The organism is uncultured Sphingomonas sp. (genome assembly GCF_964021865.1).
Taxonomy (GTDB): domain Bacteria; phylum Pseudomonadota; class Alphaproteobacteria; order Sphingomonadales; family Sphingomonadaceae; genus Sphingomonas.
In genome coordinates this window covers 29,418-56,264 of sequence record NZ_CAXIAM010000019.1, presented here as the reverse complement: position 1 = coordinate 56,264, position 26,847 = coordinate 29,418, and the positions used below count along the sequence as shown (strand labels likewise).

Here is a 26,847-nt window from a genome sequence, read left to right as displayed (position 1 = left end):
CCGTCGCCGTCGCGCAGCACCTGTACGAAGGCATTGCCGTGCAGCAGCAATTGCGCCGCCACCGCCTCCAGCACCCCGCGCCCGCCCGCCAGCGCCCGCAACCGCGCGTCGTCGGCATCCAGCGGCGCGCCCTCGACGCCCTCCGCGACCAGCTTCACCGCGCGCTGCGCGATCGCATTCGCGCAATAGCCGGCGCGCACCTGCGCCTCATACCCTTGCGGCCACGCCCCGACCGGCGCCACGCCCGCGACACGCCCCAACGCCGGACGCGCCGCCGCGCGCCCGGACTTCCATCCGAACCAAGCCATGTGAATTCTCCGAGAAAGTTATCTCAAGAATGCCGTTCGTGCTGAGGAGGCATCGAGCGAAGCCGAGATGATCGGGTGGACATGCCCCCGGCATGTTCAGGATCGTCCGGGGGACGATCCGACCCGATCATCGTCTCGAAGCACCTGATAGCGCGCAACAGTCGCCCACACTTCGCCGTCATTGCGAGCGTAGCGAAGCAATCCAGTGCCGGATCAGGACGCCCTGGATTGCCGCGCTACGCTCGCAATGACGAGAAGGCTCCCCTAAACCGTCCGCACCCGCACCTCACCCTGCCGATCGAGCATCAACGCGGTCAGCGCCCACACGCACGCATCGGCGCGATCCGGCGACCGCCCCGGCCCCTCATACCCGCCGCCCGTAATCAGCCCGGCCAGCTCGTCCTCCAGCGCGGGAAACGCCCGCGCGTGCCACACCCGCCCGCGCTCGTAGAGCGCCGCGACCGGTTCGGCGCGCGCCGCCTTGCCGCGCGTCGCATGGACCAGCCGGATCGGCAGCGACGCCTGCGCCGCGCGCAGCACCTGCTCGACCATCGCCCCGCCCTGGTTCGCCTCCGCCACGACGCGCTCCGCCGATACCCGCGCCGCACACGCCGCCACCGCATTGGCCCAACGCTCGGGGCTCGCGCCCGTCACGCTGGCATCCTCCAGCACATAGCCGTGCCCGTCGCAACCCAGCCCGGCGGCGACGATCCCGCACGCGTCGCCGCCGATCCCCGCGGGCGGATCGACCCCAACCACCACCCGCGTCAGTTCGGGCACTGCGCGCACCCGCTGCCGCTCGATCAACGCGCGCGGCCACAGCGCTCCCGCCACCTCGTCGATCAGTTCGCCGTCCAGCTCCTGCCGGCCCAGCCGCGTCCCGCCATAGCTCGCCTCCATCGCCGCGACGAAGGCGTCGGGAAGGTGGACGTTGTCGCGCGTGCTCCCGCGCGTCACCACCGTCCCCGTTCCGGCGCGCACCTGCCGCATCAACGCGGTCGATCGCGGTGTCGTCGTCACCAGCACCCGCGGCAGCGCGCCCAGCCGCAGCCCCATCGTCAGATTGTCCCATGCCGAGGCATGGCTCCATTTCGCCAATTCGTCGGCCCAGGCGAAATGATGTTCGGGCCCGCGCAATTTCTCCGGCGCCGCCGCCGAATACAGCGTCGCGACCGCGCCGTTGCCGAACCGCACCTCGCCGCTGGACGGTCGCCACACCACCGCATCGTCGTCGCGCGCCACCGCGACCACCCCGCTCGGTCCCTCGACCATCACCTTGCGTACATCCTCGTTCGTCGCGCTTACCAGCGCGATGCGCGCGCCGGGCACCGCGCGCGCCATCGCGCCGACCCATTGCGCGCCGGCCCGCGTCTTGCCGAAGCCGCGCCCGGCTTGCATCAACCACACCCGCCAGTCGCCCGGCGGCGGCAATTGTCCGTCGTGCGCCCACAACGGCCAATGCTGTTTCAGCTCCAGCATCGCCTCGGGGCTCAGCGACGACAGCACCGCCTGTTGCTCGGCTTTACCAAGGTCCAGCAGCCATCGTATCCCGCGGATACCGCCATGATCCGCGCCGTTCACTCCGCGGCCTTCGGGCGCGATCGCTTCGACATCGCCTGCAACCGCTGCAACAACTCGCGCTCGGCCTTCGCACGCGGACTGTTGCGATCGGCGACCTTGCGCGGCGTCGTCGCCACGTCGATCACCGCCGGCGGCCGCCGCCCCAACAGCAGCAGCGCGGCCGACACGTCCAGCTTCGTGTCGGTATCGCCCAGCACCTGCCGCACCAGCGCGGCCTCCATCCGCTCATAGGCGTCGTCCAGCGCCAGCCGCCACTGCGCGCCGAACGTCGTGCTCCGACGGCGCAGCGCATAGGCCGACCGCGCCGTCTTCCCCGCGGCGGCCGCCGCCTTCGCGACATCGCCGCTGATCGCGAAATGATCGAAGAAGGTCAGCCGATCCTCGCGCGACCACCGCTGCGACCTCTTGGCCGCACCTGCAACCGCCGCGCTGGCCACCGACGCGCCACCGGTTCCCGCCACCTCACCCATCTGCACCCTCCCGCCCGCTGCCACCCGCATCGCAACGCAAACGGGCCGGCGCGACCGGGGCCGAAGCCCCGGGCCGCCCGGCCCGTCTGACACCATCTCGATGTTCCTGTTTTGTACTCAATCAGCGTGACGATGTCAAGCGCTTTCCCCGCTGGTTTCGATCAACGGAAGCAGCGTGTCGCCTTCCGTGCGCCGCGGCACCCGCCGCATCTTCAGGGCTCTGCTGTAGAGCGGACGCGGCGGGTGGGTGCCGGTCAGAGCACGGTAATCCGCAACATAATCTGCTTGCACCTCGGCCGCCGATTTCTCGACGTCGAGGCGGGCGAGAAACAGGACCAGGAATTCAACCAGGACGGTGATGAACACCACCATCTTGCGCTGATCCGCGCTAAGCTCCGGGCCGGCGACCAAAGCGCCGAGCACGGCAAAGATCATGGCATGGGTCGCCAGCATGGCGTCCTTGAATTGCGTCCAGATGCTGTCGATCCGCTGCCGATGCTGCGCCTCGACCTGCAACAGCGCCAGCAGATCATCCATCCGTTGCTTGTTCATTGCGTCATCCTTCCGCGATACCGCACGTCGCCGATGGCGCGTCACCGCTATCGAAGGATGGCATGACCCGCATCGCCCTGTCCGGACGACGCGTCAGCAAACAGCGAGGAAAGTGGAGCGGGTAACGGGAATCGAACCCGTGTATTCAGCTTGGAAGGCTGCTGTACTACCATTGTACTATACCCGCGACGTGGCCGTCACTGCCACGAACCACCGCCGCCGGTCAACCCGACGAACGGCGCTTCTCAGTAACGCAGACCGACGCGCAGGAAGTCCGGCACCGGCCCGTTCCAGCCGCCGTCGTCGCTCGCCTCGGCCACCACCGGCGCGCGTTCGCGGTCGCGCCCGCCGCGCGGACGCTCGTCGCGATCACGCCGCGTCCGCTCGCGTCGCGGCGCCGCGTCGCGGACCGTGTCCGCACGCGCCTCGACCGGCGGCATCTCCGCGCGCGGCTCGGTCCGGGGCGACGCGTCGGCCACCCGCTCGCGCCGCCGGCCACCACGCTCGCGCCGCGGCGCTTCCTCGGCCGGCGCCTCGGGCACGTCGGCGATCCGCGCGATCTTCTGACCGGTCAGCTTCTCGATATTCTCGATATTCTCGGCGTCGTCGGGTCCGACGAACGTATAGGCGATCCCGGTCGCGCCGCCGCGCCCGGTGCGCCCGATCCGGTGGACGTAATCGTCGGGATGCCACGGCGCGTCATAGTTGAAGACGTGGCTCACGCCCTTCACGTCTAGCCCGCGCGCCGCGACGTCGCTGGCGACCAGGATGTTGACGTCGCCCTTCTTGAACCGCTCCAGCTCGGCGACGCGCGCCGGCTGGTCCATGTCGCCGTGGATCTCGCCGCTGGAAAAGCCGTGTTCGCGCAGGCTCTTGTTCAGCTCGCGCACCGTCGTCTTGCGGTTGCAGAAGATGATCGCGGTGCGCACCTCCTCCTGCCCCAGCAGCGCGCGCAGCGCCTTGCGCTTTTCCGAGGACGGTCCCTTCACCGGCACCACCCACTGGGTGATGTTGATGTTGGTCGACGCCGGGCGCGCGACCTCGATCGTCTTGGGATTGTTGAGGAAGCGGTCGGCCAACTTTTTGATTGGCGCGGGCATCGTCGCGCTGAACAAGAGCGTTTGGCGTTGCGCGGGCAGCTTGGTGCAGATTTCCTCGATATCGGGGATGAACCCCATGTCGAGCATCCGGTCCGCCTCGTCGATGACCAGCATCGAACAGCCGGTCAGCAGGATCTTGCCGCGCCCGTACAGGTCCATCAGCCGGCCCGGCGTGGCGATCAGCACGTCGACGCCCTTTTCCAGCGCCTTGACCTGATCGCCCATCTGCACGCCGCCAATCAGCAGCGCCATGCTCAGCTTGTGATATTTGCCGTACGTCTCGAAATTCTCGGCGACCTGCGCGGCCAGTTCGCGCGTCGGCTCCAGGATCAGGCTGCGCGGCATCCGCGCGCGGCTGCGCCCGTGCGCCAGGATGTCGATCATCGGCAGCACGAAGCTGGCGGTCTTGCCGGTGCCGGTCTGCGCGATGCCGATGATGTCGCGCATCATCAGCACCGGCGGGATCGCGCTCGCCTGGATCGGCGTCGGCTCGGTATAGCCGGTGTCGCCGACGGCGCGAAGGAGTTCGTCGGAAAGGCCGAGGTCGGCAAAGCTCATGCGGATGTCCGGGCTGTCGGGTGGCGCGGCGTGGCGGTTCCCATCGTTCCCCGCGCTTCCCGATCCGTGGCGCAAAGTCAAGGAATTTGCGCCCTCGCCGCTGTGCGACGGGCTATTTCTTCGCCTTGCGCGGCACCAGCGCGCGAAAGCGCGTGACCGCGCAATACGCCCCCGATCTTGAGCGGATGCCGTCGCGGCGCGCGCACAATTGCCCGTCCGCGGTCGGCTTCAGATAGAATCCGCGATAGAAATCAAGCGTCGGGCAGTCGTCGTCCAGCTTGGCGCGGATCCGCCGCGCGCCGCCCACCACCAGATCGACCTCGCCCTCGCGCTCCACCGCCGCCCCGGTCAGCGCGCTCATCGCCACGCATTCCGGCCCTTTTTTCTCGTCCCACCGCACCAGCGGCTGCGCCGGCGCGCTCCGTCCCCGCATCGGTGCGGGCGAGACGCGCGGCACGCGGATGATCAGCCGTTCGTGGATCGTCAGCTGCGCATATTCGATACCGTCCAGCTGCGGCGGGCTCGCCGACAGCACGAACGGCGCCGCCGACGCCAGCAGCAGGACAGACGGATTACGCAAGGTCATCTTGGGGCAGCAGCACTGACCATCGACGGTTGAACCCGTGATGAATTGAACGCACATCGCGCGCCAGCCAAGAGAAATCGCATGACCGACGCTTCTGCCCCCTCCGCCGCGCTCCAACGCCTTGCCGCGCGGCTCGCCCCGCACGTTGCGCCGGGCACGATCGTCACCGACGCCGACACAATCGCACCGCTACTCACCGATTGGCGGCGGCGCTTTCACGGCAACGCGTCGCTGCTGCTCGCCCCCGGCTCGGTCGCGGAGGTGCAGGCGATCGTCGCCGCCGCGCGCGAGGAAGGCGTGCCGCTGGTGCCGCAGGGCGGCAACAGCTCGATGGTCGGCGGCGCGACCCCGCCCGCCGATGGCCGCGCCGCGATCCTGTCGCTGCGTCGGCTGAGCGCGATCCGCACACTCGATGCCGACGCCGGGCTTGCGGTTGCCGAAGCGGGAGTGATCCTATCCGATCTCCACGCCGCTGCACTAGCCGAGGGCCGCCGCTTCCCGCTGTCGCTGGGCGCGAAGGGTGTCGCGACGGTCGGCGGGCTGGTGTCGACCAATGCCGGCGGCACGCAGGTGCTGCGCTTCGGGACGATGCGCTCGCTGGTCGCGGGGGTCGAAGCGGTGCTCCCCGACGGCTCGCTGTACGACGGTTTGTCCGCGCTGAAGAAGGACAATCGCGGCTACGACCTCGACCAGTTGCTGATCGGCGCGGAGGGCACGCTCGGCGTCGTCACCGCCGCGACGCTGCGGCTGGTGCCCGCGGTTGCGGCGCGTTGCGTCGCGTGGGTCGGCGTCGCGTCCCCCGCTGCCGCCATGACGCTGCTCCGCCGCTTCCAGCGCGCCACCCCGGCGCTGGAGAGTTTCGAGCTGCTCCCCGCCGAATCGCTCGCCGCGGTGCTCACCCACATCCCCGGCACGCGCGCACCGCTGACGGGCGAGCATCCGTGGCACGTCCTGCTCGAAGTCACCGCCGACACGACCGACGACGATCCGGTCGCACTGGTCGAGCGCGTGCTGGCCACCGCGCTGGCGGATGGCCTGGCCGCCGACGCGACGCTCGCCGTCAGCGAGGCGCAGGCGGAGGCATTCTGGCGGATCCGCGAATCGATCTCCGATGCCGAGCGCGCCACCGGCCCCGCCGCGCAGCACGACATCTCGGTGCCCGTCGAGGCGATGCCGCGCTTCATGATCGCGGCGGCGGCGGCGTGCGACGCGCGCTTCCCCGGCACGCGCGCCTCGGGGTTCGGGCATCTCGGCGACGGCAACGTCCACTTCCACGTCCGCGCCGCGCCCGGCACCGATCCGGCGCGTTGGTATGCCGAACAGGTGCCGGTCGTCTCCGCCTTCGTCCACGACCTCGTCGTCGCGGCCGGCGGATCGATCTCGGCCGAACATGGCATCGGGCAGATGAAGCGCCGCGAACTGGAACGGCTCGGCCCGCCCGCGCGGCTGGCGGCGTTGCGCGCGATCAAGCGCGCGTTCGATCCGGACGAGCTGTTCAACCCCGGAAAGCTCGTCACGCTTGCGCCCGACGCGCCCATTCAATAGCACCGGCGCGGTCCGGGGGGACGGCAGGACGTGACGTCCCCTTGCGCGAATGCACACGATACCGTCCGTTCTGGAGATTCTCATGGCCAGCGCGCCGCAACTTCCGCTCTTCTACAACGGCCTCGAACCGCTTTCGAGCGAGGTTCACGCCAATTACAAGGTGCAGCCGTCCGACACCGCGCCGTTCCTGGTCAACCAGCATGCGATCCCCGTCACGGTCGAGGAATTCCCGCTGATCCAGCGGCATATGCCGATCGTCTTCTCGTCGGGAGACGATGCCATCCCGATCGCGCTGATGGGCCTGAACGAAGGCGTCAACGTCTTCATCTCGGAGGAAGGCCGGCTGATCGACGACACGATCTACGTCCCCGCCTATATCCGCCGCTACCCGTACATGTTGGCCCGCCTGCGCCCGGATGCCGACGAGCTGTCGCTGTGCTTCGACCCGTCGTCGCCAACGATCGGCGCATTCGATGAGGGCGACGCGCTATTCACCGACGGCCAGCCGTCGGAGCTGACCCAGAACATCCTCAAGTTCAACGAGAACTTCGAACAGGCCGCGGCGCGCACCGGTCAGTTCATGAAGGAGATCAAGGAACTCGACCTGCTCATGGAGGGTGAGGTCACCATCCAGCAGGACGGCATCGAGCAGCCGTTCGTGTACCGCGGCTTCCAGATGATCGACGAGAAGAAGCTGTCGGAATTGCGCGGCGACCAACTTCGCAAGATCTCGCAGTCGGGGATGCTCCCGCTGCTCTACGCGCACCTGTTCTCGCTGGCGCTGATGCGCGAGATCTTCGCGCGGCAGGTCAAGCTGGGCAAAATGCCGCAGCCGCAGCTCAACGCCTGACGAAAGGGAACGCGATGGCCACCCGACTGCCCGTGAACGAGCATTATTCCGCGGTGGCCATCGTCTTCCACTGGACGATCGCGTTGCTCGTGATCGTCAACCTGATCGTCGGCATCGGCCACGATGCGATACCCGCCCTGCGGGCGTGGATGCCGGGCCACAAGGCGATCGGCATCACCGTCCTCGCGCTCACCGTATTGCGCGTCGCATGGCGGCTGCTGCACCGCCCGCCGCCGTTGCCGGCCTTCACGCCGGCCTGGGAACGTGGGGTCGCCCATGCAACGCACTGGACGCTCTATGCGCTGCTGCTGTTGATGCCCCTGTCGGGCTGGGCGATGGTGTCCGGCCCCGTTGGACGACGCCCGCTTAGCTGGTTCGGCATCGCCGATCTGCCCTACCTGCCCGTCGACGCCACCGGAGCGAGCGCGGGCCATGAAGTGCACGAAATCCTTGGCTGGCTGATGCTCGCACTGGTCGTGCTCCACATCGCCGCCGCGCTGCGCCACCACCTGATCCTGCGCGATTCGGTGCTGCTGCGGATGCTTCCTCGCGGCGCACGCTGACTCCGGCCGTCATTGTGAGCGTAGCGAAGCAACGATGGACGAAGGACGCGGTTCGCCGCACTCTTACAACCTTTTGCAGCCGGCCCCTTGCAACCAAAAGCGGACTGCCTAAGTTAAGCATGTACGGCGCTCGTGTCCCCCCTTTCGCGGGCCCGTATGACACGCTTCGGCGTGTCTCCTCCCTGAACCTTGGCCACCGGGTGCATGCATCCGGTGGTTTTTTTATGTGCTGCGCTCACTCGGCGGCGTCGGCGATCGGCGGTGCCGCCGCACCCTCGCTCAGCGCCTGCTCCGCCAGCGCCTCGATCACCGCGCGCAGCATCCGCGCCGTCGTCACCGCACCCGCGCCCGGCTGGTCGAGCCGCCGGTTGAGATACATCGCGCGATCGATCTCGAGCTGGATCGCATGGATGCCGATCTGCGGCGCGGCGTGACGCTCTAGAATATGCCCGCCCGCGTAAGGGGTGTTCAGCAGGTGGTGCAGGCCCTCACGTCCCAGCGCTTCCTCGACCCGCGCCACGAACCGCGCCCCCGCGGCGCGCCCGAAGCGGTCGCCGATCACCACCCGGGCCCGCCCGCCCGCGATCGGAGGCATCGAATGAACGTCGAGCAGCACCGCGCACCCGAACCGCGCTCGCGCCGCCGCCAGCACCTGCGCCAGCGTCTCGTGATACGGCCGATGGCCGGTGGCGATCCGCGCCTCTACCTCGGCGGCGCTCAGCCGGCACCGCCACAATTCGCCCGCCGCGGCGGTCCGCCGTGGCACGAGCCCGATCCCGGCGCGCACCTTCGCGGAGGCGCCCGCGCTGCGGCACGCGCCCTCGTCGAGCAGCGGATCACGCTCATGCTCGGCCCGGTTGAGGTCGATCCATGCGCGTGGCAGCGTCTGGAGCAGCAACGTCTCACGCTCACGCGCCGCCAGCGCGATCGCATCGACGTGCCGGTCCTCCAGCGCCGCCAGACTTGCGAGCGGCGCGCGCAACGCCATCCGCAGGGTCGCGGGATAGTCGCGCCCGGCATGCGGCACCGACAGCACCACCGGACTCTCGGGCAGCATTTCGCCGAACATGCGGAAGGAGCGCGTCATTCCCGCCTACCCTATGGAAGCCATCCCGCCGCTGCAACGTGTCGTCGTGGGTCAGGCGTTCACCATCTCCGCTGGTGGAAAAATCAACGTCCCTCGGGCATATTAGGCCGCGATTGGGAGTTGTGGTTGCGATGATACGGATTCTGCTGGCCGAAGACGATGCGGTGATGCGCGAATATCTCGGGCGGGCGCTCGAGCGTTCGGGGTATCATGTCACATCGGTCGATCGCGGCACCGCGGCGCTGCCGCTGCTCGAGAGCGAACGGTTCGACCTGCTGCTCACCGACATCGTCATGCCGGAGATGGACGGGATCGAACTGGCGCAAAAGGCGCAGGAGCTGGCGCCGGGAATGCGCGTGATGTTCATCACCGGGTTCGCGGCTGTAACGCTGAAGGCGGGCAATGCGATGCCGCAGGCACGCGTCCTGTCGAAGCCGTTCCACCTGCGCGATCTGGTGCTGGAGGTCGACCGGTTGTTCGACACCGGCACCGCAAACGAGCTGATCTGACGCCTGCGGCAACAAAAGCGTAAAAAGCCGCTTGCGCCCCCCTGACCCAGTCGTTAGAGGCGCACCCCTACGGAGGGCGTGTAGCTCAGTGGTAGAGCACTGTGTTGACATCGCAGGGGTCGCAAGTTCAATCCTTGCCACGCCCACCATCTAAAACCCCACCATCCTTCCCGGATCGGTGGGGTTTTTGCCGTCTGGCGTCCTGACCTCGATCGGCTTTGCGGAAAGGGTCCATGATGGACCTTGATCCTTGCCGTCCGCCAGATCGTGCGATAGCAATGCCCGGTCCGCGGGGGCGGACAGGGGGATTGCTAGATGGTGAAGAAGGCACGCCTTGCGGCGGGCATGGTGCTGGCCGCGTGTTTCGCGCAGGCCGCCGTGGCGCAGGAACATACCGCATTGAAGGCCGGGTTCGAGCTTCCGGCGCACAGCGGCAAGAAGATCCTGCTGTTCCGCCCGACGGTGCGCGTCGGCGCGCAATCCACCGGCGGCATGTTCGAACCCAATGCCGACTGGACCGATCAGGCGCGCGCCAATCTGGACGGCGCGCTCGCCGCACGTCAGGCGGCGCTCGGCAACACCGTGATCGTCGCGCCGACCGCCTTCGGTGACGAGGCGCGGCTGGTCGAGGAATATCAGGCGCTGTTCGGCGCATTGTCGCAGGCGGTGATCCAGTATCAATTCTTCCCCGGCAACCGCCTGCCGACGAAGAAGAGGGAGAACAAGGCCGGCGTGTTCGACTGGTCGCTGGGCAGCGGCGTGGCCGCATTGCCCGGCGCGAAGGACGCCGATTACGCGTTGTTCCTCTACAACAAGGATGCCTATGGCTCGACCGGGCGCAAGATCCTGCAGGTCTTCGCGTTGCTCGGCCCCGGCATCGCGGTGAAGTCCGGCGAGCATGCCGGCTATGCGGGACTGGTCGACCTGAAGACCGGCGACGTGCTGTGGCTCAACGCCGACATGGCGATGGGCGGCGACGTGCGCACCGCCGATGGCGCGCAGAAGCGCGTCGGGCAATTGCTGGAGGGATTCCCGGGCAGCGTCGCCGCCCCGCCTCCCGGCAAGGTGGCCACCACCCCCGTCGCGACGAAGCCGTGATGCGCCGCCGCTTTGGCCTTTGCGCCGCGCTGCTCGCCGCCACGCCGGTGGCGGCGGCACCGGCCACGCGCCTTGCCGCACCCCCGCCGCCCTATGCCGGCGTCTATCAGCCGCAGGGCGTCGACGAGATCGGCCTGTGGCGGGAGATGGACGAGGACGAGCGCATCCTCGCCAACTCGCCGATCCTGATCCGTGACGAGGCGCTCAACGCCTATGTCCGCAGCGTGCTGTGCGAAACCGTCGGTGCGGAGCGCTGCAAGGCGGTGCGGCTCTACATCCTGCGCACGCCGCTCTTCAACGCCAGCATGGCACCCAACGGCACGATGCGCGTGTTCAGCGGGCTGCTGCTCCGCGTCCGCAGCGAGGCGGAGCTGGGCGCGGTGCTCGGCCACGAATTCGGCCATTTCGAACAGCGCCACTCGCTCGCCGCGTTCAAGGCGAAGCGCAGCAGCACCGACATGCTCAGCTGGATGGCGGTGCTCGCCAGCATGGCACCCTATGCGCGCGGCGCCTACAATTACCAGAGCATGCAGATCTCGGTGTACGGCCGGCTCTCGCGCTTCAACCGCGATCAGGAACGCGACGCCGATCTGCACGGCATCGGCTATCTGAACGGCAGCCCGCTCCGCCCGCAGGCGGCGTCGGTCGTGTGGCAGAACATGATGACCGAGGCGGATCGTAGCGCCGCCGCCCGCGGCCAGGCGCGGCCGCGCTACGATCGCATCCCCTTCTTCGCGTCGCATCCGCCGGAGGCGGAACGCGCGATGACGCTGGCGTCGCTCGCCGCCCCCGATGGCGCGGCGCGCGACGACGGGGCGGCGCGCTACGCCGCGGCACTGGCCCCGTGGCTGCCCTTGTTCCTCGACGACCAGATCAAGCTCAACGATTTCGGTGCGAGCGACTATCTGATCGGGATGCTCGGCGAACATGGCGCCACCGCGCCGCTGTGGGTGGCACGTGGCGATCTGTATCGCGCGCGCGGCAACCCGCGCGATCTGGTGGCGGCGGCCGAATTCTACGCCAACGCCGCCGCGCTCGATCCCAAATTGCCGGAGGCGCAGCGCGGCCTCGGCCTCGCGCTGCTCAAGACCGGCCACGGCGCCGAGGGCACGCAGGCGCTGCGCCGCTATCTCGACCTCAAACCCGATGCACCGGATGCCGCGATGATCGGCATGCTGGTTTCCACCCCAGGACAGGGCCATTGACCATGACGACCTTCAGGAACGCCGCGCTCTCCCTGCTGTCGGCCGCCGCGCTGCTGGCCGCCGCCCCGACGCTCGCGCACGGCTATCGCGAACATGGCAAGCCGGTTGCGGTCGCCGCCTCAACGCTGACCGTGACGCCGCCGCGCGACTGGAACCAGCTGTCGGCCAAGCCCGGCAAGAAGGCCGAGGCATGGACGCTCAACGGCGAGCAGCTGAATCAGGTGACCTTCTACGGCGGCATCGCCCCCGGCGAGGCGCTGATCCGCGAGCGCGACAAGAAGGGCAAGCCGCTGCCCAAGCTCAGCGGCCAGACGTTGCTGGCGGAAGTGCCCGAGCTGGTCGAGGCGACCTATCGCACCGATCGCGCCATCGCCAGCTTCACCGTCCTCGACGCCAAGCCCGAACGCTTTCTCGGCACCGACGGCATCCGCTTCGCCTATGAATATGTGGACGACGACAATCTGCCGCGCAGGGGCGAGGCGCATGCCGCGCTGGTCAAGGGCCTGCTCTACATGGCGACGCTCGACGCGCCGCGGCTGCATTATTTCGACCGCGCTGCCCCCGACTTCCACGCGCTGGTCGACAGCGCGACGCTGCGCTGACCGGCGGCAGGGGCTTGGACAGGGGCTAGCGCGCGCCGGCCCCGCCCCGCGCATATTGACCCGCCGGCGCACGTGGCCGAAGGCAATGGCCATGCGCTTCTTTTCCGACAACGCCGCCCCCGTTCACCCCGCCGTGCTGCGCGCGATCGCGGCGGCCGACACGCTCGACACCGCCTATGACGGCGATCGCTGGTCGAAGGCGCTCGACGAACGCTTCTCGGCGCTGTTCGAGACCGCGGTGCGCGTATTGTGGGTGCCCAGCGGCACCGCGGCCAATTGCCTCGCGCTCGCCGCGCTCTGCCCGCCGCACGGCTCTGTGGTGTGCCACCGCGAGGCGCATATCCAGAACGACGAATGCGGCGCGCCCGAATTCTACACGCACGGCGCCAAGCTGCTGCTCGCCGAGGGCGACGGCGCGAAGCTGACCCCTGCCACCGCCGCCGAGATGCTCGATCGCCAGCGCTACGACGTTCACCAGCAACGCCCGCATGCATTGTCGATCACCAACGCTACCGAATATGGCCGCGTCTACACGCCGGCCGAAGTCGCCGCGCTCGGTACGCTGGCCAGGGAGCGCGGGCTCGGCTTCCATATCGACGGGGCGCGCTTCGCCAATGCGGTGGTATCGACCGGCGCGTCGCCCGCCGATCTGACGTGGCGGGGCGGGGCGGATGCGCTCAGTTTCGGCTTCGTCAAGAACGGCGGGATGAACGCCGAGGCATTGGTGTTCTTCGACCACGACCTTGCCGACGCGACGCTGTACCGCCGCAAGCGTGCCGGGCATCTGTTGTCGAAGGGTCGCTATCTCGCGGCGCAATTGCTCGCGATGCTCGACGACGACGTGTGGCTCGACTGCGCACGCGGCGCCAATGCTGGTGCGGCGCTGCTCGCGCAGGCGGCAAGCGCGCGGCTGCTCCACCCGGTCGAGGCGAACGAAGTGTTCCTGCGCGTCACCGCCGAAGAGGCCGCAGCGCTGCGCTCCGCCGGCTTCGACTTCTACGACTGGGGCGTCGGCGAGGCACGGCTGGTGGTCAGCTGGAATCAGCGCGCCGACGACATCCGCCCGCTCGCCGACGCGATCGCCGCGCTCGGATGAGCCCCGCCGATCCCCCCAACAGCACGCGGGCCGCGGTGCTGGTGCCCTTCGCGCTGGTCGTGCTGATCTGGGGCTCGACGTGGATCGTGATCCGCGACCAGCTTCACGGCGGCATGGTCGCGGTTCCCGCCAGCTGGTCGGTCAGCTATCGCTTCCTCGTCGCCGGCGTCACGCTGGCGGCAGTTGCGGCGTGGCAGCGTGCGCCCGGCACCCGCGCGCCGTTCGCGCAGCCCGGCTTCTGGCGCTTCGCCGGCTTACTCGGCGTGTTCCAGTTCGTGCTCAACTTCAACTTCGTCTACCGCGCGGAGGAACATATCACCTCGGGACTGGTGGCGGTGATCTTCGCGCTGCTGCTCGTCCCCAACGCCCTGTTCGCGCGCCTCTTCCTCGGGCAGCGGCTCGGGCGGCAATTGCTGGTGGGGTCGGGCGTAGCGATGAGCGGGGTGGCGCTGCTGTTCATCAAGGAAGCGCGCGGTGATCCCGGCGGCCCGACCGAATCGTTGATCGGGATCGCCTTCACGCTCTGTGCGATCCTGTCGGCCTCGACCGCCAACGTCATGCAGGCGACGAAGACTGCGACCCGCTATCCGATGATCCCGACGCTCGCGACCGCGATGCTGGTCGGTGCGGCGATCGACGCCGGCTGGGCATGGATCACCACCGGGCCGCCGGTGTTCGACTGGCGACCCGGCTATGTCGCGGGCGTGCTGTACCTCGGCATCATCGCCTCGGCGCTGGCCTTCACGCTGTACTTCCAGATCATCCGCACGATCGGCCCCGCCAAGGCGGCGTATAACGGCGTGATTGTGCCGGTGATCGCGATGCTGCTGTCGACGGTGTTCGAGGGTTACCGCTGGACGTTGCTCGCCGCGGCCGGTGCGGCGCTTGCCGCAGTCGGGCTGGTCGTGGCGCTCAAGGCGCGCAGGCCGGCACGATAGTCGGGAAAGCGCGGCTGCCAGCCGAGCACCCGCCTGGCCTTGCCGTTCGCCACCCGCCGGTTCTCGGCATGAAAGCCGCGCGCCGCCGGTGAGAGCTGCTCCAACGGCACGATCGGCGGCGGGGCGACACCCAGCAATTGCGCGGCATAGCTGACGACCGCGTCCTGCGCCGCCGGCTCGTCGTCGGAAAGATTATAGGCACCCGCAGGCGCATCAAACCCGGCGATCACCCCGTGCGCCAGATCGTCGACATGCACGCGGCTGAACACCTGCCCGGCGATCCCGGTGCGATGCGCCTCGCCGCGCGTAACGCGGTCCAGCGGCGACCGGCCGGGTCCATAGATGCCCGGCAGCCGGAACACCCGCGCGCTAAGCGCACACCACGCCGCATCGGCGACATTGCGCAGCGGTCGCCGTCCGCGATCGGCGGCGGCGGTCTCGTCGACCCACGCGCCGCCGGTATCACCGTACACCCCGGTTGAAGAGAGATAGCCGAGCCAGCGCCCGGCAATCGCCGCCTCGTATCGACGCAGCACCGGATCGCCCTCGTCGTCAGGCGGCACCGACGACAGGACATGCGTGCTCGCCGCCAGCCCCGCCAGCACCGCGCCGTCATCATCGAACCGGATCGTGCCGTCGCGGCCCTCACGCGTTGTGGCGAGGAACGGCGCGCGCGCCGCCTCCACGACCGCGCGCGCCGCATACCCCAGCCCGAAGACGAACAACCGCACCGACGACCTTTCCCAAGCCCCGACGGACTTAGGCGAGGCGTATCCGTGCGTCCACACGGCGACGGCGCAGCGCGACGCCCGCCATCGCAAACCCGGCAACCATCATCGCCCAGGTCGCGGGCTCCGGCACCGGTGAGGTGACGGTCGCGCGGATCGTCTCGATCGAAAGGTCGGCCACCGTCGGTGTGCCGAATGCCCCCGTCGTCGCGTCGCGGTTGGCGATCTTGACCACGCCCTTGGCATTGTCGGACAGCTTCAGGTCGCTCACCGCCACCGCGGTGAAGCCGGAGCTGGACAGCACGTTGCGCAGCGTATCGAAGCCGAGGCTAAGCAGCGTATTGTCATTGGGCTTCTGCGACAGGTCGGTATCGTCGACGAAGAACATCGCCGAATCCGTGCCACCATTACCGGCCGCATCGGTGACGCGCACCAGCCCGTTATAGGACCCCGCGAAGCGATAGCTCGCCGAACCGATCGTCAGCACCGCGCTGATCGGCGATGTCGCGCCCATGCCCGCCAGGTACGACGACGTCGCCGTCTCGCTCAATGTTGTGCCCACCGCCTGATCGATCGTAAAGATCGCGCTGAACGGCCGTCCCGCCAGGCTGGCCCCCGCCACTCCGAACTGGCCGCCCGAATCGATGCCGCTCATCACCGAGCCGGTGACCGTCACCGTCGTCGGTGCCGCTGCGGCCGGCGCCGCCATCGTCAGCGCCGCGACAGCGCCCACCCAGACCCTCTTCATACACCACATCCCTGTTACGCTACCTGTGCGAACAGAATGGAGAGGCGCTATATCACAGACAAGAAACGCTTATTATTAACGTTGCCCGACATCGGGACGCTTTTCGACAATGTGTCTCGCGGCGGGAACCGTCCGTGCGAACGACGGTTGTTGTCGCCCGCACGGGTGAGGCGTGGCTCAGAGGAAGCCGAAGCTTCCGTCGTTGAACACCAGATGGTTAGCGGTCACGCCCGCTACCAGGATCGTGTCGCCGCCGCCCAGGTCGATCAACGTACCGCCCTGGACGTTGCTGACGGTCGGCGCCGCAGACAGGTCGAAGGCGCCGAGATCGATGTGGTCGCCCTTGCCGAAATCGGCGATCACGTCCTTGCCCGAACCCTTCGCGAAAACGAAATGGTCCGCGCCGCCGCCGCCGTACAGCGTGTCGTTACCCGCACCGCCGGTGATGACATTGTCCTTGGCGTTGCCGCGGATGACATTGTCCAGCGCATTGCCGGTGGCGTTGAGCGCAGCGCCGGTCAGCGTCAAATTCTCGACGTTGGCACCCAGCATATAGTCGATCGACGACAGCACGGTGTCCACGCCACCCTGGCCGTTGGTGTAATATTCGATCACGCGGTCGCCGATATTGTCGACGACATAGGTGTCGTCGCCGACGCCGCCTTCCATCGTATCCGCGCCGGTGCCACCGTCGAGATAGTCGTTGCCCTCATGACCATAGAGCGCGTCGTCGCCCGCACCGCCCAGCAACGTGTCGTCGCCGGCATAGCCCCTCAGCACGTCGTTCCCGGCCAGCCCGGACAGCGTGTCGGCGAAATTGGTGCCGTACAGCGCGTTGTCCAGCGCGTTACCGGTGCCAATACGCGCATTGTTGGTCAGATACAGCGCCTCGACGTTCGCGCTCAGCGTGTAGTTCACCAGCGCATAGACCGTGTCATAGCCGGTGCCCGCGCCCGCGCCCTCGATCACCACGTCGCCGGCATTCTCGACGATATAGGTGTCGTCGCCGGCGCCACCGTCCATCGTGTCCGCACCCGAACCACCGTCGAGCCGGTCGTTGCCCGCCCCGCCGTACAGCCAGTCGTTGCCCTGATCGCCGAACAACTGGTCGTCGCCGGCATTGCCCCAGATATAATCGTCACCGCCCATACCGTGCAGGATGTCGTGGCCGGCGGTGCCGTTCAGCCCGTTGTTCAGCGCATTCCCGTTGCCGACCCGCGCGTTGCCGGTCAGGTACAGATGTTCGACATTGGCGGTCAGCGTGTAGTCGATCGCGCTGTAGACGGTGTCGACCCCGCCGCTGGTCCCTGCGATGCTCTCGCGCACGACGTCGCCGGCATCGTCGACGACATAAGTGTCATTGCCGGTGCCGCCGTCCATCGTGTCCGCGCCCGCGCCGCCGTCGAGATAATCGTTGCCCTCGTTGCCGAACAGCTTGTCGTTGCCGTTGCCGCCGAACAGCGCATCGTCGCCGGCATAGCCGCTGAGCGTGTCGTTGCCGTCCAGCCCGCTCAGCACGTCGCCCGCCGCGGTGCCGTACAGCGCGTTGTCGAGTGCGTTGCCGGTCCCCTTGGTCGCGCCGGTCACCAGATACAGGTTCTCGACATTGTCGCCCAGGGTGTAATCGACCTTGGAATAAACGGTGTCGATCCCCTCGCCGGCGCGCTCTACCACCTTGTCGCCGGCATGGTCGACGATATAGGTGTCGTTGCCCGTGCCGCCGACCAGCGTATCCGCGCCGGTGCCGCCGTCGAGGCGGTCGTTGCCCGCGCCGCCATAGATCTTGTCGTTGCCCGCGCCACCGAACAGGTCGTTGTCACTGGCGTTGCCGGTGATGACATTGTGGTCGGCGTTGCCCGAACCCTTGATCGCATCGCCGGTCAACGTCAGCGCGACTTCGCCCGCGCGCAGGTAATTGTCGATCGCCGACACGCGCGTCACCGCGTCGGACGGCTTGGCGACTTGATCGAGCATCGACAGATAGGCGGCCGCGGCTTGCTTGTATTGGCCCTGGCTCAGCTCGCCCTGGAACGCCGCGTTCGAATCCCAGTAATTCTGGTACACCATGTCGTGGTCGGCCATCCACTGCATGGCCAGCTTTACGAACTCGGGTGAGTCCGTGTTGATGCCCCATTCGGCGACCGCGGTTTCCTTGCCGTGCGCCGCGGCGAAGTCCTGCTGCCATTGCAGGCCATAGGGCTGCTTCACGAACCAGTCGAACGCCTTGACCGGATCCTTGTCGTGCCAGGCGGTATTGTAATACATATCGACACCGATCACGTCGACATACTTGTCGCCCGGATAGGCATCCTCGGGATTCATGTCCCACACGTCGAGCCCCGGACACCATTCGAAGACGAACTTGTCCGATACCGTGCGCGCCGCATCGACGAACTTCCGGAACGCCGCGGCGTAATTGTCGGGCTCGCCGACCGCGGACGACGAATTCCAGCCCTTGCCGTTGAACTCCCAGCCCAGCCGCACATAGATCTTGTCGTCGCCGGTCGACGCCGCGACCAGCTGCTTGGCCATCGCCAGGTAGTTGGCGTCATATTTGCCCGCGCCCGCGTCGCCCAGCTTGGCGCCGTACGGGATCAACGGGATCGACCACATGATCGACACGTCCTGATTGGCGAACATATCGGCCTGCCACTGCACCGACGAAAGCCAGTCCTTCCAGCCCGCAGTGCCGCCATGTAATTGAATTGCGTCGAGCTTTCCCCCGGCCCACGCCTGATCCTTCAAGTAATCGTCAACGCTGAACGCGTTGTAGACAGAGCTAAACATGCCGAAAACTTCCCACCCATGCCGGATATCTCCCGATATCAGGCACACCCCACGATCACCTTTATAAGTGAGGTTTATGGCAAGTTAACTACGTCGCCTGCGTCTTGACGCGCCCGGCGTTCGCCCCGGCCCGGAACAGGGGCCGGGGCGAACGGTCAGCGGCGGCGGGCCAGCGTCTGCATCATCCGGCGCACGCGGCTGTCGCGACGCTGCCCTTCCCAAGTCAGGAACAACGCGACGGCGATCGTCACCAAGTTCTTGATCCCGAAGAAATTCCACATGAAGCCGGTTGTATAGCCACCGTATAGCGAGCTCATCGCACGGCCGAACAGGATCGAGGCGATCCAGTTACTCTCCGCGATCGTCTGCGCCACCATGCGCATGACGAAGGCGTGGAACGCGGCGATGATCGATGAGACGAGCAAGAGCCCGATGATCCCCATCGTCATCAACAGATAGGGATAGAGCGAGAAGACGAATCCGGTGCCGCCTTCCATCGCCCAGCCCAACAGCCGTGACGCGGTGAAGCGCTGCATGACGTAATAGAGGCCGAAGCGCGTGCCCGCCCCTTCCGCATTCTGCTCACCCGGTTGCATCCACGACGCGACGTCCGCGCCGATCGCCCGATCGTCGAGGCGGGTCGTCGCCAGATATTTGTCGTCGGCGACGTACCAGAGTTGCCCCTGCAACGCGACGCGCTGCCCGTACCTCTGGACGGCGGCGTCGAAGTTGGTGAGCGCGCCATAGGCGATCAGCACCGCGGGTACCGTGATGACCACCACCGCAACCGCGATCCCGCCGATCGCGCCGGTCGGGATCGAACGATCGTTGGCGATATGGACCAGCCCGACCGGGATCGCGAAGATGCTGAGAAGCATCAACAGCGACGTGAACTTCTCGCCGAACAGCACCGACAGCGCCAGCATCCACACCAGGAACAGCGCGGCACGCAGCCGGTATGCAGGGACGCAGAACAGCGCGCCCATGAACGGCGCCAACACCGTCCGGTTGGTCATCCATCCCGAGTAGATCGGCGAATCGATCTTGTTGAGATATTCGAATCGATCGAGGTGCGAGATCAGCGGGAAGCCGTTGTTGAGGCCCAGCCGCACCAGATAGGCCGTGGCCGCCAGCATCACGACCAGCAACCCCATCGAGATCAGCCGTCCTTGCGGCAGCCAGCGTGTCGGCGCCTCGCGGAACAGCGGCTTCAATCGGGGCCACGACGCCTCAACCACGAAGGTCGCCGTCAGGAAGAAGAGCACATAGATCAGGAACAGCCGCGCAAAAGCACCGGTCGCACGACCAGTGATCTCGGTCTCGACCATGTACGCGCCGCCTTCGATCGCCGCGCCCGAGATGAACTCGGTGATCCGCAATGCGATCAGCGGCACGAACAGCAGGAACGTGGCGGGCGACGTCCGCAGCAGCCCGAACGAGAGCGATCCGAACAGCAGCAGCGCCAGATAGGCCCAAGCCGCCGACGGGGCGGTCACCGCGCCGAACGCGATCGCCGCGCCCAACGCGAAGTGGAGCGCGAACATGCCGCCGAATGCCTTGGCCCGCGTACCATAAGGCACGAAGGGTGCACGCCCCGCGGGCGCGCGCCGTGCGGACGGCAGTCGGTCTCCGCCTACGAGCGCCATATGCTGGTCCTTGCGTATTTTTTCTGGTGGTGCCGCTGATAGCGTGCACCGCACCATACACGCAACCGCGCGACACATTGGCGCATTTGGACGCTCGACGAAATGCGGCAAGGCGGCGCAGGGAACCGTCGATCTGCGGAGCGTCCGCATGCCCGCACGTCCGGGGCTGCGCTATGTAGATGATGCCATCGTGGAGGGTTCCCTTGTCTCGTCGTCTCGCGTTCCGCTTCCCCGCCGCGCTCACCGTGCTGGTCGCGACCTGCTGCACCCCCGCGCCGTCGCAAAGCGCCACCGCCGATTGGGCGGCGCTGGCGACCAATCCGCGTCAATCCCCTGCCAGCGGCGAGGGCTTGCGCCGCACCTGGACGGGGGCGGACGGGCGCCCGGTCACGCTGGCGGTGCTCGCGCCGCGCGTCGAGGGCCGGCCGGTGATCGCACTCGATCCGACCCCCGGCGACAACGGCCCCGCGATCGCTGCCGCGCTTGCGCGGTTGCGCGCGGCGGGCGGCGGCACGCTCCGGCTGGCCCCCGGCACTTGGCCGATCGCGGGCGGGCCGCCGGCGCTGGCGCTCGACGGGCTCAGCGACGTGCTGATCGACGGGCCGGGCGCGCAGCTCGTGTTCGCGCAATGGGGCGACGGCATCCTCATCTCCAATGCGGCGCGCATCACGTTGCGCGGCCTGTCGGTCGGCTATGCCCGGCCGCCGGTCGTAAAGGCGCGCGTCTCGGGGGGGCGGCTCGCCTTCTCCGGCCCTGCGCCCGACGCCGGCGCCCCGATCTATCAGGTCTCGGCCGCCGGCCCCGCCGGCGCGCGCACGCTGTTCGGAAAGCAGGGCAAGGCGCTTGGCGCCGGCGGGATGCTGCCCGGTGGCCTCGGCGATTTCGCGCCGGACACCCCGGTGCAGGTGAAGCTCACCTGGTACAAGGGCGGCGCGATCCGTATCGGCGATCCGGGCGACAAGCCCGTCTCACACGACATCATTCTCGACCATATCACGGTGCGCGACTCGTCGGGTGGCGGGATCGTCGCCGACCTGATGGGCCGCGGGCTGGCGATCGTCGGCGCAAAGCTGGGCGGTGGCGGCAGCGCGATCGCCTACGACGGCTTCCACGTCACGGCGGCGGCCGGCGACATCCTGGTCGAGGACAGCGATTTCACCGGCACCGGCGACGATGCGATCAACATCGCCAGCCCGATCATCGACGCCAGCGTCGACGCGGGCGGGCGCACCGCCACGCTGTCGGGTGCCGCGGCGCGCGTCTATCCCGGCGCGCGGCTGGCATTGTTCGACGCCGGGCTGCAATTGCTCGGCACCGCCGATGTCGCCACACGGGCGCCGCGCGATCCCGCCGGGCGGATGCGCGTGACCTTCACCACACCGGTGAACGCCGGCACGGTCCGTTACGCGCGCAATCTCGACCTGCTGGCGCAACGCTATGCGATCGTGGGCAACCGGATGGCGGATTGCATCTGCCACGGCGTGCTGGCGCAGGCGCCCAACGGGCTGATCAAGGACAATCAGTTCACCGGACTGCGCTACAATGCGATCCGCCTGCTCACCAGCGCGGCGTGGAAGGAAGGCGCGGGCGCCTATAACGTCGTCGTCGCCAACAACCGCATCGCCGACACCGGGCAGGACACGCGCCCCGGCCGGGTCTGGGCAGCGATCACCGTCTTCGGCGAGCTGGCAGGCAACGGCCCCGGCGGGCAGGCGCCGCTCGCTCCCGGGCCGCTCAACGCCGGGCTGCTGATCCGCGACAACCAGATCGACGGCGTTGACCAGGGGTGTATCGCGGTATCGAACGCCGCCGACGTCGTGCTGAAGGACAATAGCTGCAGCCGGTTCGGGCGCCAGCCGGGGACGATGCGGATGATGGCGGATCGCGCCGACGTCGCCGCCGGGGTCGCGCGGCTGCCCGCCAAAAGCGCCTATGTCGCCGGGGGCAGCGGGGTGTGGATCGATCCTGCGAACACCGCGCGCATCGCCACCGACGCCTCGCGCTGACCACACGCCGGATCGTTACGCGCTTGCGCGTGGCGGAACCACGCGGCTAGAAGGCCGGGCGTGCGAGGCTGCCGCCGGGACGAGCGGCCGTGTTCATAATACGGCAGGGAGTTTGAGCTGGTGCAACGGGTTGTGCCCAAGCGTGGAATGTCGTCGCGAAGCGACGGCGGGCCCCGCGTGGTGGCGATGGCGGCATGACGACGACGGGAGCGCCCCTGCGCATCTGCCTCGTGATCGAGGCGGGCGGCGGCGGTGCAAGCCGTCACGTCCTCGATCTTGCCGGCGCGTTACAGGCGCGCGGGCACCACGTTCACCTGATCTATTCGGCGGTGCGCGCCGAGGCGCGGCACCTGGCGGAGATCGCCGCCTTGCCGATCACTGCCGAACCGCTGGAGATGCACCGCTCGCTCGGACTGCACGATCTCGCCTCTGCGCGTGCGTTGGGCGTCGCGGTACGCCGCGCCGGGCCGTTCGATATCGTTCACGGCCATAGTTCGAAGGCGGGGGCGCTGGTCCGGCTCGCCGATGTCGGCGGGGCGAAGCGCGTCTATACCCCGCACGCCTTCCGCGGGCTCGATGCCGGCGCCTCGCTGCCCGCGCGGGTGTTGTTCACCGGCGCGGAGATCGCGCTCGGCCTGACGCGCACCGACGCACTGATCGCGGTGTCGAGCGAGGAACTGGCGTTCGCGCGCAAGCTGCACATCGCCGACGGCCGCTGCCACCTGATCCGCAACGGCGTCATCACCATTCCGGACGTGACGCGCGCGCAGGCGCGCGCCGCGCTGGGCCTGCCCGACGATGCGCCGGTGATCGGCTTCGTCGGTCGCCTGTCGTACCAGAAGGCGCCCGAGCGCTTCGTCGAGGCGATGCGTCGCGCGATGGCGCAGGTGCCGACGCTGCGCGCAGTACTGTTGGGCGACGGCGAATGCGCGGAGGCAGTCGAGCAGGACCTTGCTGCGTCCGGCATCGCGGACCGCTTCATCTGGAAGCGTTCCGCAAAGGCGCAGGACTATCTGCCCGCCTTCGATGCGGTGATGATGACCAGCCGCTACGAGGGGCTGTCCTACGTCCTGCTCGAAAGCCTCGCCGCGCACGTGCCGATCGTCACGACCGAAGTGGCGGGCGCGCACGACGTGATCGGCGACACCGGCTGCGGCATGATCGTCGCGAATGACGATGCGGTGGTCGACCGGCTGGTCGACGCCGCGACGCTGATCGGTACCGATGCGGACGCGCGCGCCGCGATGGCCGCCGCCGCAGCGCGGCGCAGCAACGAGGTGAACGGAATGCGCATGATCGACGAGACCGAGCGGCTCTACCGTCAACTGGTTGGCACGCGTTGATGCAGACCGTCTTCATCAACGGCCGCTTCCTGACCCAGCCGGTCAGCGGCGTGCAGCGGTATGCGCAGGAGATCGTCACCGCGCTCGACGCGCTGGCCGGCGACGGCGCACTCGCGGGGCGCTACGTTCTGCTAACCCCGCCCGGCGCGCGCACGCTGCCGTTGCGCCATATCGAGACGCGCACGATCGGCAAGCGCGCCGGCCATTATTGGGATCAGGTCGACTATGCGCGCACCGCGCGCGCTGGCACCGCCTTGTGCCTCGCCATGACTGGGCCGGTCGCGCTGCGCCGTCAGGTGGTGGTGATCCACGACGCCGCGGTCCAGCGCCACCCCGAGCATTTCAGCAAGCCCTATGTCTTCGCGCATAGCTGGCTCGACCGGCTGCTCGCGCGCCGCGCGGTCGTCGCGACCGTGTCCGAATTCTCGCGCCGCGAACTCGCCGACGTGCTACCGGTCGCGGCGAAGGACATCGTCGTGGCGCCCAACGGCGCCGAGCATCTCTCGATCGCGCCCGATGCGGGTGTGGTCGAACGATTGGGGCTGAGCAAGGGCGGCTATTTCCTCACGCTCGGCAACCTCACCCGCAACAAGAACCTCGCTGTCGCGCTGCGCGCGCTGGCGCGCCTCCAGCCGGGCAGCGCGAAGCTGGTCGCGGTCGGGCGGATGGACCGCTCGGTGTTCGGCTCGGCCGGGCTGCCCGAGCCGGGCGCCGACGTGCTGCTCCCCGGGCGGCTCGACGATGCCGAAGTCGCCGGGCTGATGCAAGGCGCGCGCGCGTTGATCTTCCCGAGCATCTACGAAGGCTTCGGCATCCCGCCGTTGGAGGCGTTCGTCAACGAATGCCCGGTGCTCGCCAGCACCGCGCCGGCGGTACAGGAAGTGTGCGGCGACGCCGCCGATTATTTCGAGCCGCACGACGACGCCACGCTCGCGCGGCTGATGCAAATGCTGCTCGACGACCACGACGGCGCGCTGCGCCGCGACCGGCTCGCCAAGGGCAAGCAGCGCGTCGCCCGTTACACGTGGCGCGGCTCGGCGCAGATCCTCGCCGATGCCTGCGCGAAGGTCGCGGCACGATGAAGGTCCTGATCGTCAACGTCCTCTACCCGCCGCACAAGATCGGCGGCGCGGAGAAGTCGGTGTCGCTGCTCGCCGAGGCGTTGGTCCGCGCGGGCGACGAGGTGGTGGTCGCGACGCTGGACGATATCGCCGCGCCCGTCACCGAGGTGAAGAACGGCGTGACGCTCCGTCGCTTGCCGATCGACAACATCTACTGGCCCTACGATCCTGACGCGCCCGCGCAGCCGAAGCTGAAGCGGCTGCAATGGCACGCGCGCAACCGCTGGAACCGCGCCGCCGCGCGTCGCATGGCCAAGCTGCTCGACGAGGTGCGCCCCGACGTCGTCCATTGCAACGTCATCACCGGGTTCAGCCCGGCGATCTGGCGCGAAATAAAGAAGCGCAAGCTGCCGCTCGTCCAAACGCTGCGCGATTACGGCGTGATGTGCACGCGCTCGGCGCTGTTCAAGAACGGCGCGAACTGCACGACCCGCTGCCTCGAATGCCGTGTCCTAACCGCGCCCGGCAAGACCGAGTCCGCTCGCGTCGACCAGCTCGTCTCGAACAGCGATTACGTCATCCGCCGCCACCATGCCGAGGGCTATTTCTCCGGCGTGCCCGCGCGGCGCATCTTCAACATCGTCCCGCTCGACGAACAGCCGCGCGACACGAAGACGCCGGATGCGTCGTTCGTGTTCGGCTTCATCGGCCGCATTGAGGCGGAAAAGGGCATCGACGTGGTGCTGGAGGCGACCACCCGCGTCACCCGCGCGGACTGGCGGCTGCGCATCGCCGGTGTCGGCGTGCCCGATTATGTCGCCAACCTGAAAGCGCGCTATCCCGATCCGCGCATCGAATGGCTAGGCTTCTCGCAGGCCGGCGATTTCTACCGCGCGATTGATACCGTGCTGATCGCCTCGGTCTGGCCCGAGCCGCTGCCGCGCACGCTGATCGAGGCGCTCTCCTACGGCCTGTCGGCGATCTGTGCCGAGGCGGGCGGCATCCCCGAGATCGCCGACCTCGCGCGCCATGCGATCACCTACGAACCCACCGATGTGGAGGCGCTCGCCGCCGCGATGGACACCGCGCTCGGCAATGCGGCGGCGTGGCGGGCGGGCGGACTCAGCGATCCGCAAGCGCTCGGCTGGTTCGCGGAGGACAAGATCGTCGCCGAGAACCGCGCGGCCTATGCCGATGCGATCGCCGCGGTGGCAACGCGATGAGCTGGCGGCGCGACCTCTATGCCAACGCCTCGCGCCGCGGCGTGAAGGGCGCGCTGATCGGCTGGTTCCTCAATCCCGGCTTCGCGGTCGTCACGCTCTACCGCATTATGCGCTACGCCTATCTGCGCGGCGGCCCGCTCGGGCGACTGGTCGAGAAACTGGTCTGGCGGCGGATCGTTTTCGGCTACGGCTGCTATATCGACCCCAGCGCAAAGATCGGCCCCGGCCTGCGCCTGCCGCATCCGGTCGGGATCGTGATCGGCGCCGACACGGTGATCGGTGCCGACGTCACCGTCTACCAGAACGTCACCTTCGGCCGCCGCGCCGCGAACGAGGCGGTCTATCCGGTGATCGAGGACGGCACGATCATCTATGCCGGCGCGATCGTCACCGGCGAGATCACCGTCGGCCACGACGCGACGATCGCGGCCGGCGCACTCGTCCGCCACGACGTACCCGCGCACGGAGTCGCCCTGCCCGCCTCGGGCGCAATCCGGCCGGGCAAGCTCCACGCCGCGCCCTGATCGAAACCGTCGATCATACCGTCCGACTTTTCGCATTTTCCCGATCAGTCTCGCTCCGCTACCACCAGTGTCACAGATCGCCGGAGCGGCCGTGCGCGCGCGTGCGTGACGGCAACAGCCGATCCGGACACCG

Annotated in this window: 24 protein-coding genes, 2 tRNA genes and 1 pseudogene; 15 read left to right on the top strand and 12 right to left on the bottom strand. The window is 68.2% G+C overall.

Annotated elements, in window-relative coordinates; all coding sequences use genetic code 11:
* The 7 genes and pseudogenes from AADI75_RS07330 to AADI75_RS07300 form a co-directional block, all read right to left on the bottom strand.
* Positions 1-308, bottom strand: a pseudogene (locus AADI75_RS07330) (phage portal protein); the annotation flags it as partial.
* A gap of 264 nt (positions 309-572) precedes the next feature.
* Positions 573-1,802, bottom strand: a complete 1,230-nt coding sequence (locus AADI75_RS07325) for a terminase family protein (RefSeq protein WP_341208386.1) — start codon at positions 1,800-1,802, stop codon at positions 573-575.
* Positions 1,803-1,885: 83 nt separating this feature from the next.
* The gene (locus tag AADI75_RS07320; RefSeq protein WP_341208385.1) at positions 1,886-2,359 is read right to left on the bottom strand and encodes a hypothetical protein; all 474 of its coding nucleotides are present in this window, start codon (positions 2,357-2,359) and stop codon (positions 1,886-1,888) included.
* 135 nt (positions 2,360-2,494) lie between these two features.
* Complete coding sequence (locus AADI75_RS07315; RefSeq protein ID WP_341208384.1) at positions 2,495-2,911, bottom strand: hypothetical protein; 417 nt, start codon at positions 2,909-2,911, stop codon at positions 2,495-2,497.
* Positions 2,912-3,024: 113 nt separating this feature from the next.
* A tRNA-Gly gene (locus AADI75_RS07310) sits at positions 3,025-3,098 on the bottom strand.
* Between the two features lie 58 nt (positions 3,099-3,156).
* Positions 3,157-4,569, bottom strand: a complete 1,413-nt coding sequence (locus AADI75_RS07305; protein ID WP_341208383.1) for a DEAD/DEAH box helicase — start codon at positions 4,567-4,569, stop codon at positions 3,157-3,159.
* Positions 4,570-4,681: 112 nt separating this feature from the next.
* Complete coding sequence (locus AADI75_RS07300) at positions 4,682-5,149, bottom strand: hypothetical protein (protein WP_341208382.1); 468 nt, start codon at positions 5,147-5,149, stop codon at positions 4,682-4,684.
* A gap of 87 nt (positions 5,150-5,236) precedes the next feature.
* On the opposite strand from AADI75_RS07300, the gene AADI75_RS07295 reads away from it, so the two are divergent.
* From AADI75_RS07295 to AADI75_RS07285, 3 genes are all read left to right on the top strand, one after another.
* Positions 5,237-6,700, top strand: a complete 1,464-nt coding sequence (locus AADI75_RS07295) for an FAD-binding oxidoreductase (protein ID WP_341208381.1) — start codon at positions 5,237-5,239, stop codon at positions 6,698-6,700.
* An 82-nt stretch (positions 6,701-6,782) separates the two neighbouring features.
* Complete coding sequence (locus tag AADI75_RS07290; RefSeq protein WP_341208380.1) at positions 6,783-7,550, top strand: SapC family protein; 768 nt, start codon at positions 6,783-6,785, stop codon at positions 7,548-7,550.
* Positions 7,551-7,564: 14 nt separating this feature from the next.
* Entirely contained in the window at positions 7,565-8,113 is a 549-nt protein-coding gene (locus AADI75_RS07285; protein WP_341208379.1) for a cytochrome b, read from the top strand.
* A gap of 235 nt (positions 8,114-8,348) precedes the next feature.
* Here AADI75_RS07285 and AADI75_RS07280 read toward each other — a convergent pair whose 3' ends face one another.
* Positions 8,349-9,200: an N-formylglutamate amidohydrolase gene (locus tag AADI75_RS07280; RefSeq protein ID WP_341208378.1), complete on the bottom strand. Its 852-nt coding sequence runs from the start codon at positions 9,198-9,200 to the stop codon at positions 8,349-8,351.
* Between the two features lie 131 nt (positions 9,201-9,331).
* Between AADI75_RS07280 and AADI75_RS07275 the strand changes: the two genes are divergently transcribed.
* The 7 genes from AADI75_RS07275 to AADI75_RS07245 all read left to right on the top strand — a co-directional run bounded on the left by AADI75_RS07275 (position 9,332) and on the right by AADI75_RS07245 (position 14,648).
* Entirely contained in the window at positions 9,332-9,709 is a 378-nt protein-coding gene (locus AADI75_RS07275; protein WP_028967597.1) for a response regulator, read from the top strand.
* A 74-nt stretch (positions 9,710-9,783) separates the two neighbouring features.
* Positions 9,784-9,858, top strand: a tRNA-Val gene (locus AADI75_RS07270).
* A gap of 166 nt (positions 9,859-10,024) precedes the next feature.
* Positions 10,025-10,807: a hypothetical protein gene (locus AADI75_RS07265; protein ID WP_341208377.1), complete on the top strand. Its 783-nt coding sequence runs from the start codon at positions 10,025-10,027 to the stop codon at positions 10,805-10,807.
* Entirely contained in the window at positions 10,807-12,012 is a 1,206-nt protein-coding gene (locus AADI75_RS07260; protein WP_341208376.1) for a M48 family metalloprotease, read from the top strand. Before AADI75_RS07265 ends, AADI75_RS07260 begins: the two co-directional genes overlap by 1 nt.
* A gap of 2 nt (positions 12,013-12,014) precedes the next feature.
* On the top strand, positions 12,015-12,614 hold the full coding sequence (locus tag AADI75_RS07255; RefSeq protein ID WP_341208375.1) for a hypothetical protein: 600 nt from the start codon (positions 12,015-12,017) through the stop codon (positions 12,612-12,614).
* Positions 12,615-12,705: 91 nt separating this feature from the next.
* Positions 12,706-13,710: a beta-eliminating lyase-related protein gene (locus AADI75_RS07250; protein WP_341208374.1), complete on the top strand. Its 1,005-nt coding sequence runs from the start codon at positions 12,706-12,708 to the stop codon at positions 13,708-13,710.
* The gene (locus AADI75_RS07245) at positions 13,707-14,648 is read left to right on the top strand and encodes an EamA family transporter (RefSeq protein WP_341208373.1); all 942 of its coding nucleotides are present in this window, start codon (positions 13,707-13,709) and stop codon (positions 14,646-14,648) included. The genes AADI75_RS07250 and AADI75_RS07245 overlap by 4 nt, the downstream gene beginning before the upstream one ends.
* On the opposite strand, the gene AADI75_RS07240 is transcribed toward AADI75_RS07245, so the two are convergent.
* The 4 genes from AADI75_RS07240 to AADI75_RS07225 form a co-directional block, all read right to left on the bottom strand.
* Positions 14,558-15,379 carry an NAD(P)-dependent oxidoreductase gene (locus AADI75_RS07240; RefSeq protein WP_341208372.1) on the bottom strand — a complete coding sequence of 274 codons (822 nt, stop codon included), beginning with the start codon at positions 15,377-15,379 and terminating at the stop codon, positions 14,558-14,560. The genes AADI75_RS07245 and AADI75_RS07240 overlap by 91 nt on opposite strands.
* A 28-nt stretch (positions 15,380-15,407) precedes the next feature.
* Entirely contained in the window at positions 15,408-16,124 is a 717-nt protein-coding gene (locus tag AADI75_RS07235; protein WP_341208371.1) for a PEPxxWA-CTERM sorting domain-containing protein, read from the bottom strand.
* Positions 16,125-16,301: 177 nt separating this feature from the next.
* Positions 16,302-18,911 (bottom strand): glycosyl hydrolase, encoded by a 2,610-nt coding sequence (locus tag AADI75_RS07230; protein WP_341208370.1) that lies wholly within the window; start codon positions 18,909-18,911, stop codon positions 16,302-16,304.
* 155 nt (positions 18,912-19,066) lie between these two features.
* Positions 19,067-20,557, bottom strand: a complete 1,491-nt coding sequence (locus tag AADI75_RS07225) for a DUF6418 domain-containing protein (protein ID WP_341208369.1) — start codon at positions 20,555-20,557, stop codon at positions 19,067-19,069.
* 203 nt (positions 20,558-20,760) lie between these two features.
* Between AADI75_RS07225 and AADI75_RS07220 the strand changes: the two genes are divergently transcribed.
* The 5 genes from AADI75_RS07220 to AADI75_RS07200 all read left to right on the top strand — a co-directional run bounded on the left by AADI75_RS07220 (position 20,761) and on the right by AADI75_RS07200 (position 26,714).
* Positions 20,761-22,563 carry a right-handed parallel beta-helix repeat-containing protein gene (locus AADI75_RS07220; protein WP_341208368.1) on the top strand — a complete coding sequence of 601 codons (1,803 nt, stop codon included), beginning with the start codon at positions 20,761-20,763 and terminating at the stop codon, positions 22,561-22,563.
* Between the two features lie 194 nt (positions 22,564-22,757).
* A complete protein-coding gene (locus AADI75_RS07215) occupies positions 22,758-23,906 on the top strand; it encodes a glycosyltransferase (protein WP_341208367.1) in 1,149 nt (382 codons plus the stop codon).
* A complete protein-coding gene (locus AADI75_RS07210; RefSeq protein WP_341208366.1) occupies positions 23,906-24,988 on the top strand; it encodes a glycosyltransferase family 1 protein in 1,083 nt (360 codons plus the stop codon). The genes AADI75_RS07215 and AADI75_RS07210 overlap by 1 nt, the downstream gene beginning before the upstream one ends.
* The gene (locus AADI75_RS07205; protein WP_341208365.1) at positions 24,985-26,190 is read left to right on the top strand and encodes a glycosyltransferase family 4 protein; all 1,206 of its coding nucleotides are present in this window, start codon (positions 24,985-24,987) and stop codon (positions 26,188-26,190) included. Before AADI75_RS07210 ends, AADI75_RS07205 begins: the two co-directional genes overlap by 4 nt.
* Positions 26,187-26,714, top strand: a complete 528-nt coding sequence (locus tag AADI75_RS07200) for a serine acetyltransferase (RefSeq protein WP_341208364.1) — start codon at positions 26,187-26,189, stop codon at positions 26,712-26,714. Before AADI75_RS07205 ends, AADI75_RS07200 begins: the two co-directional genes overlap by 4 nt.
* Positions 26,715-26,847: the final 133 nt, after the last annotated feature.

Bases quoted from the DNA above. Each gene is read 5' to 3' on its own strand.
- AADI75_RS07320 (WP_341208385.1), bottom strand. From the start codon at position 2,359: ATGGGTGAGGTGGCGGGAACCGGTGGCGCGTCGGTGGCCAGCGCGGCG.
- AADI75_RS07315 (WP_341208384.1), bottom strand. From the start codon at position 2,911: ATGAACAAGCAACGGATGGATGATCTGCTGGCGCTGTTGCAGGTCGAG.
- AADI75_RS07305 (WP_341208383.1), bottom strand. From the start codon at position 4,569: ATGAGCTTTGCCGACCTCGGCCTTTCCGACGAACTCCTTCGCGCCGTC.
- AADI75_RS07295 (WP_341208381.1), top strand. From the start codon at position 5,237: ATGACCGACGCTTCTGCCCCCTCCGCCGCGCTCCAACGCCTTGCCGCG.
- AADI75_RS07290 (WP_341208380.1), top strand. From the start codon at position 6,783: ATGGCCAGCGCGCCGCAACTTCCGCTCTTCTACAACGGCCTCGAACCG.
- AADI75_RS07285 (WP_341208379.1), top strand. From the start codon at position 7,565: ATGGCCACCCGACTGCCCGTGAACGAGCATTATTCCGCGGTGGCCATC.
- AADI75_RS07280 (WP_341208378.1), bottom strand. From the start codon at position 9,200: ATGACGCGCTCCTTCCGCATGTTCGGCGAAATGCTGCCCGAGAGTCCG.
- AADI75_RS07275 (WP_028967597.1), top strand. From the start codon at position 9,332: ATGATACGGATTCTGCTGGCCGAAGACGATGCGGTGATGCGCGAATAT.
- AADI75_RS07265 (WP_341208377.1), top strand. From the start codon at position 10,025: ATGGTGAAGAAGGCACGCCTTGCGGCGGGCATGGTGCTGGCCGCGTGT.
- AADI75_RS07260 (WP_341208376.1), top strand. From the start codon at position 10,807: ATGCGCCGCCGCTTTGGCCTTTGCGCCGCGCTGCTCGCCGCCACGCCG.
- AADI75_RS07255 (WP_341208375.1), top strand. From the start codon at position 12,015: ATGACGACCTTCAGGAACGCCGCGCTCTCCCTGCTGTCGGCCGCCGCG.
- AADI75_RS07250 (WP_341208374.1), top strand. From the start codon at position 12,706: ATGCGCTTCTTTTCCGACAACGCCGCCCCCGTTCACCCCGCCGTGCTG.
- AADI75_RS07245 (WP_341208373.1), top strand. From the start codon at position 13,707: ATGAGCCCCGCCGATCCCCCCAACAGCACGCGGGCCGCGGTGCTGGTG.
- AADI75_RS07235 (WP_341208371.1), bottom strand. From the start codon at position 16,124: ATGAAGAGGGTCTGGGTGGGCGCTGTCGCGGCGCTGACGATGGCGGCG.
- AADI75_RS07230 (WP_341208370.1), bottom strand. From the start codon at position 18,911: ATGTTTAGCTCTGTCTACAACGCGTTCAGCGTTGACGATTACTTGAAG.
- AADI75_RS07225 (WP_341208369.1), bottom strand. From the start codon at position 20,557: ATGGCGCTCGTAGGCGGAGACCGACTGCCGTCCGCACGGCGCGCGCCC.
- AADI75_RS07215 (WP_341208367.1), top strand. From the start codon at position 22,758: ATGACGACGACGGGAGCGCCCCTGCGCATCTGCCTCGTGATCGAGGCG.
- AADI75_RS07210 (WP_341208366.1), top strand. From the start codon at position 23,906: ATGCAGACCGTCTTCATCAACGGCCGCTTCCTGACCCAGCCGGTCAGC.
- AADI75_RS07205 (WP_341208365.1), top strand. From the start codon at position 24,985: ATGAAGGTCCTGATCGTCAACGTCCTCTACCCGCCGCACAAGATCGGC.
- AADI75_RS07200 (WP_341208364.1), top strand. From the start codon at position 26,187: ATGAGCTGGCGGCGCGACCTCTATGCCAACGCCTCGCGCCGCGGCGTG.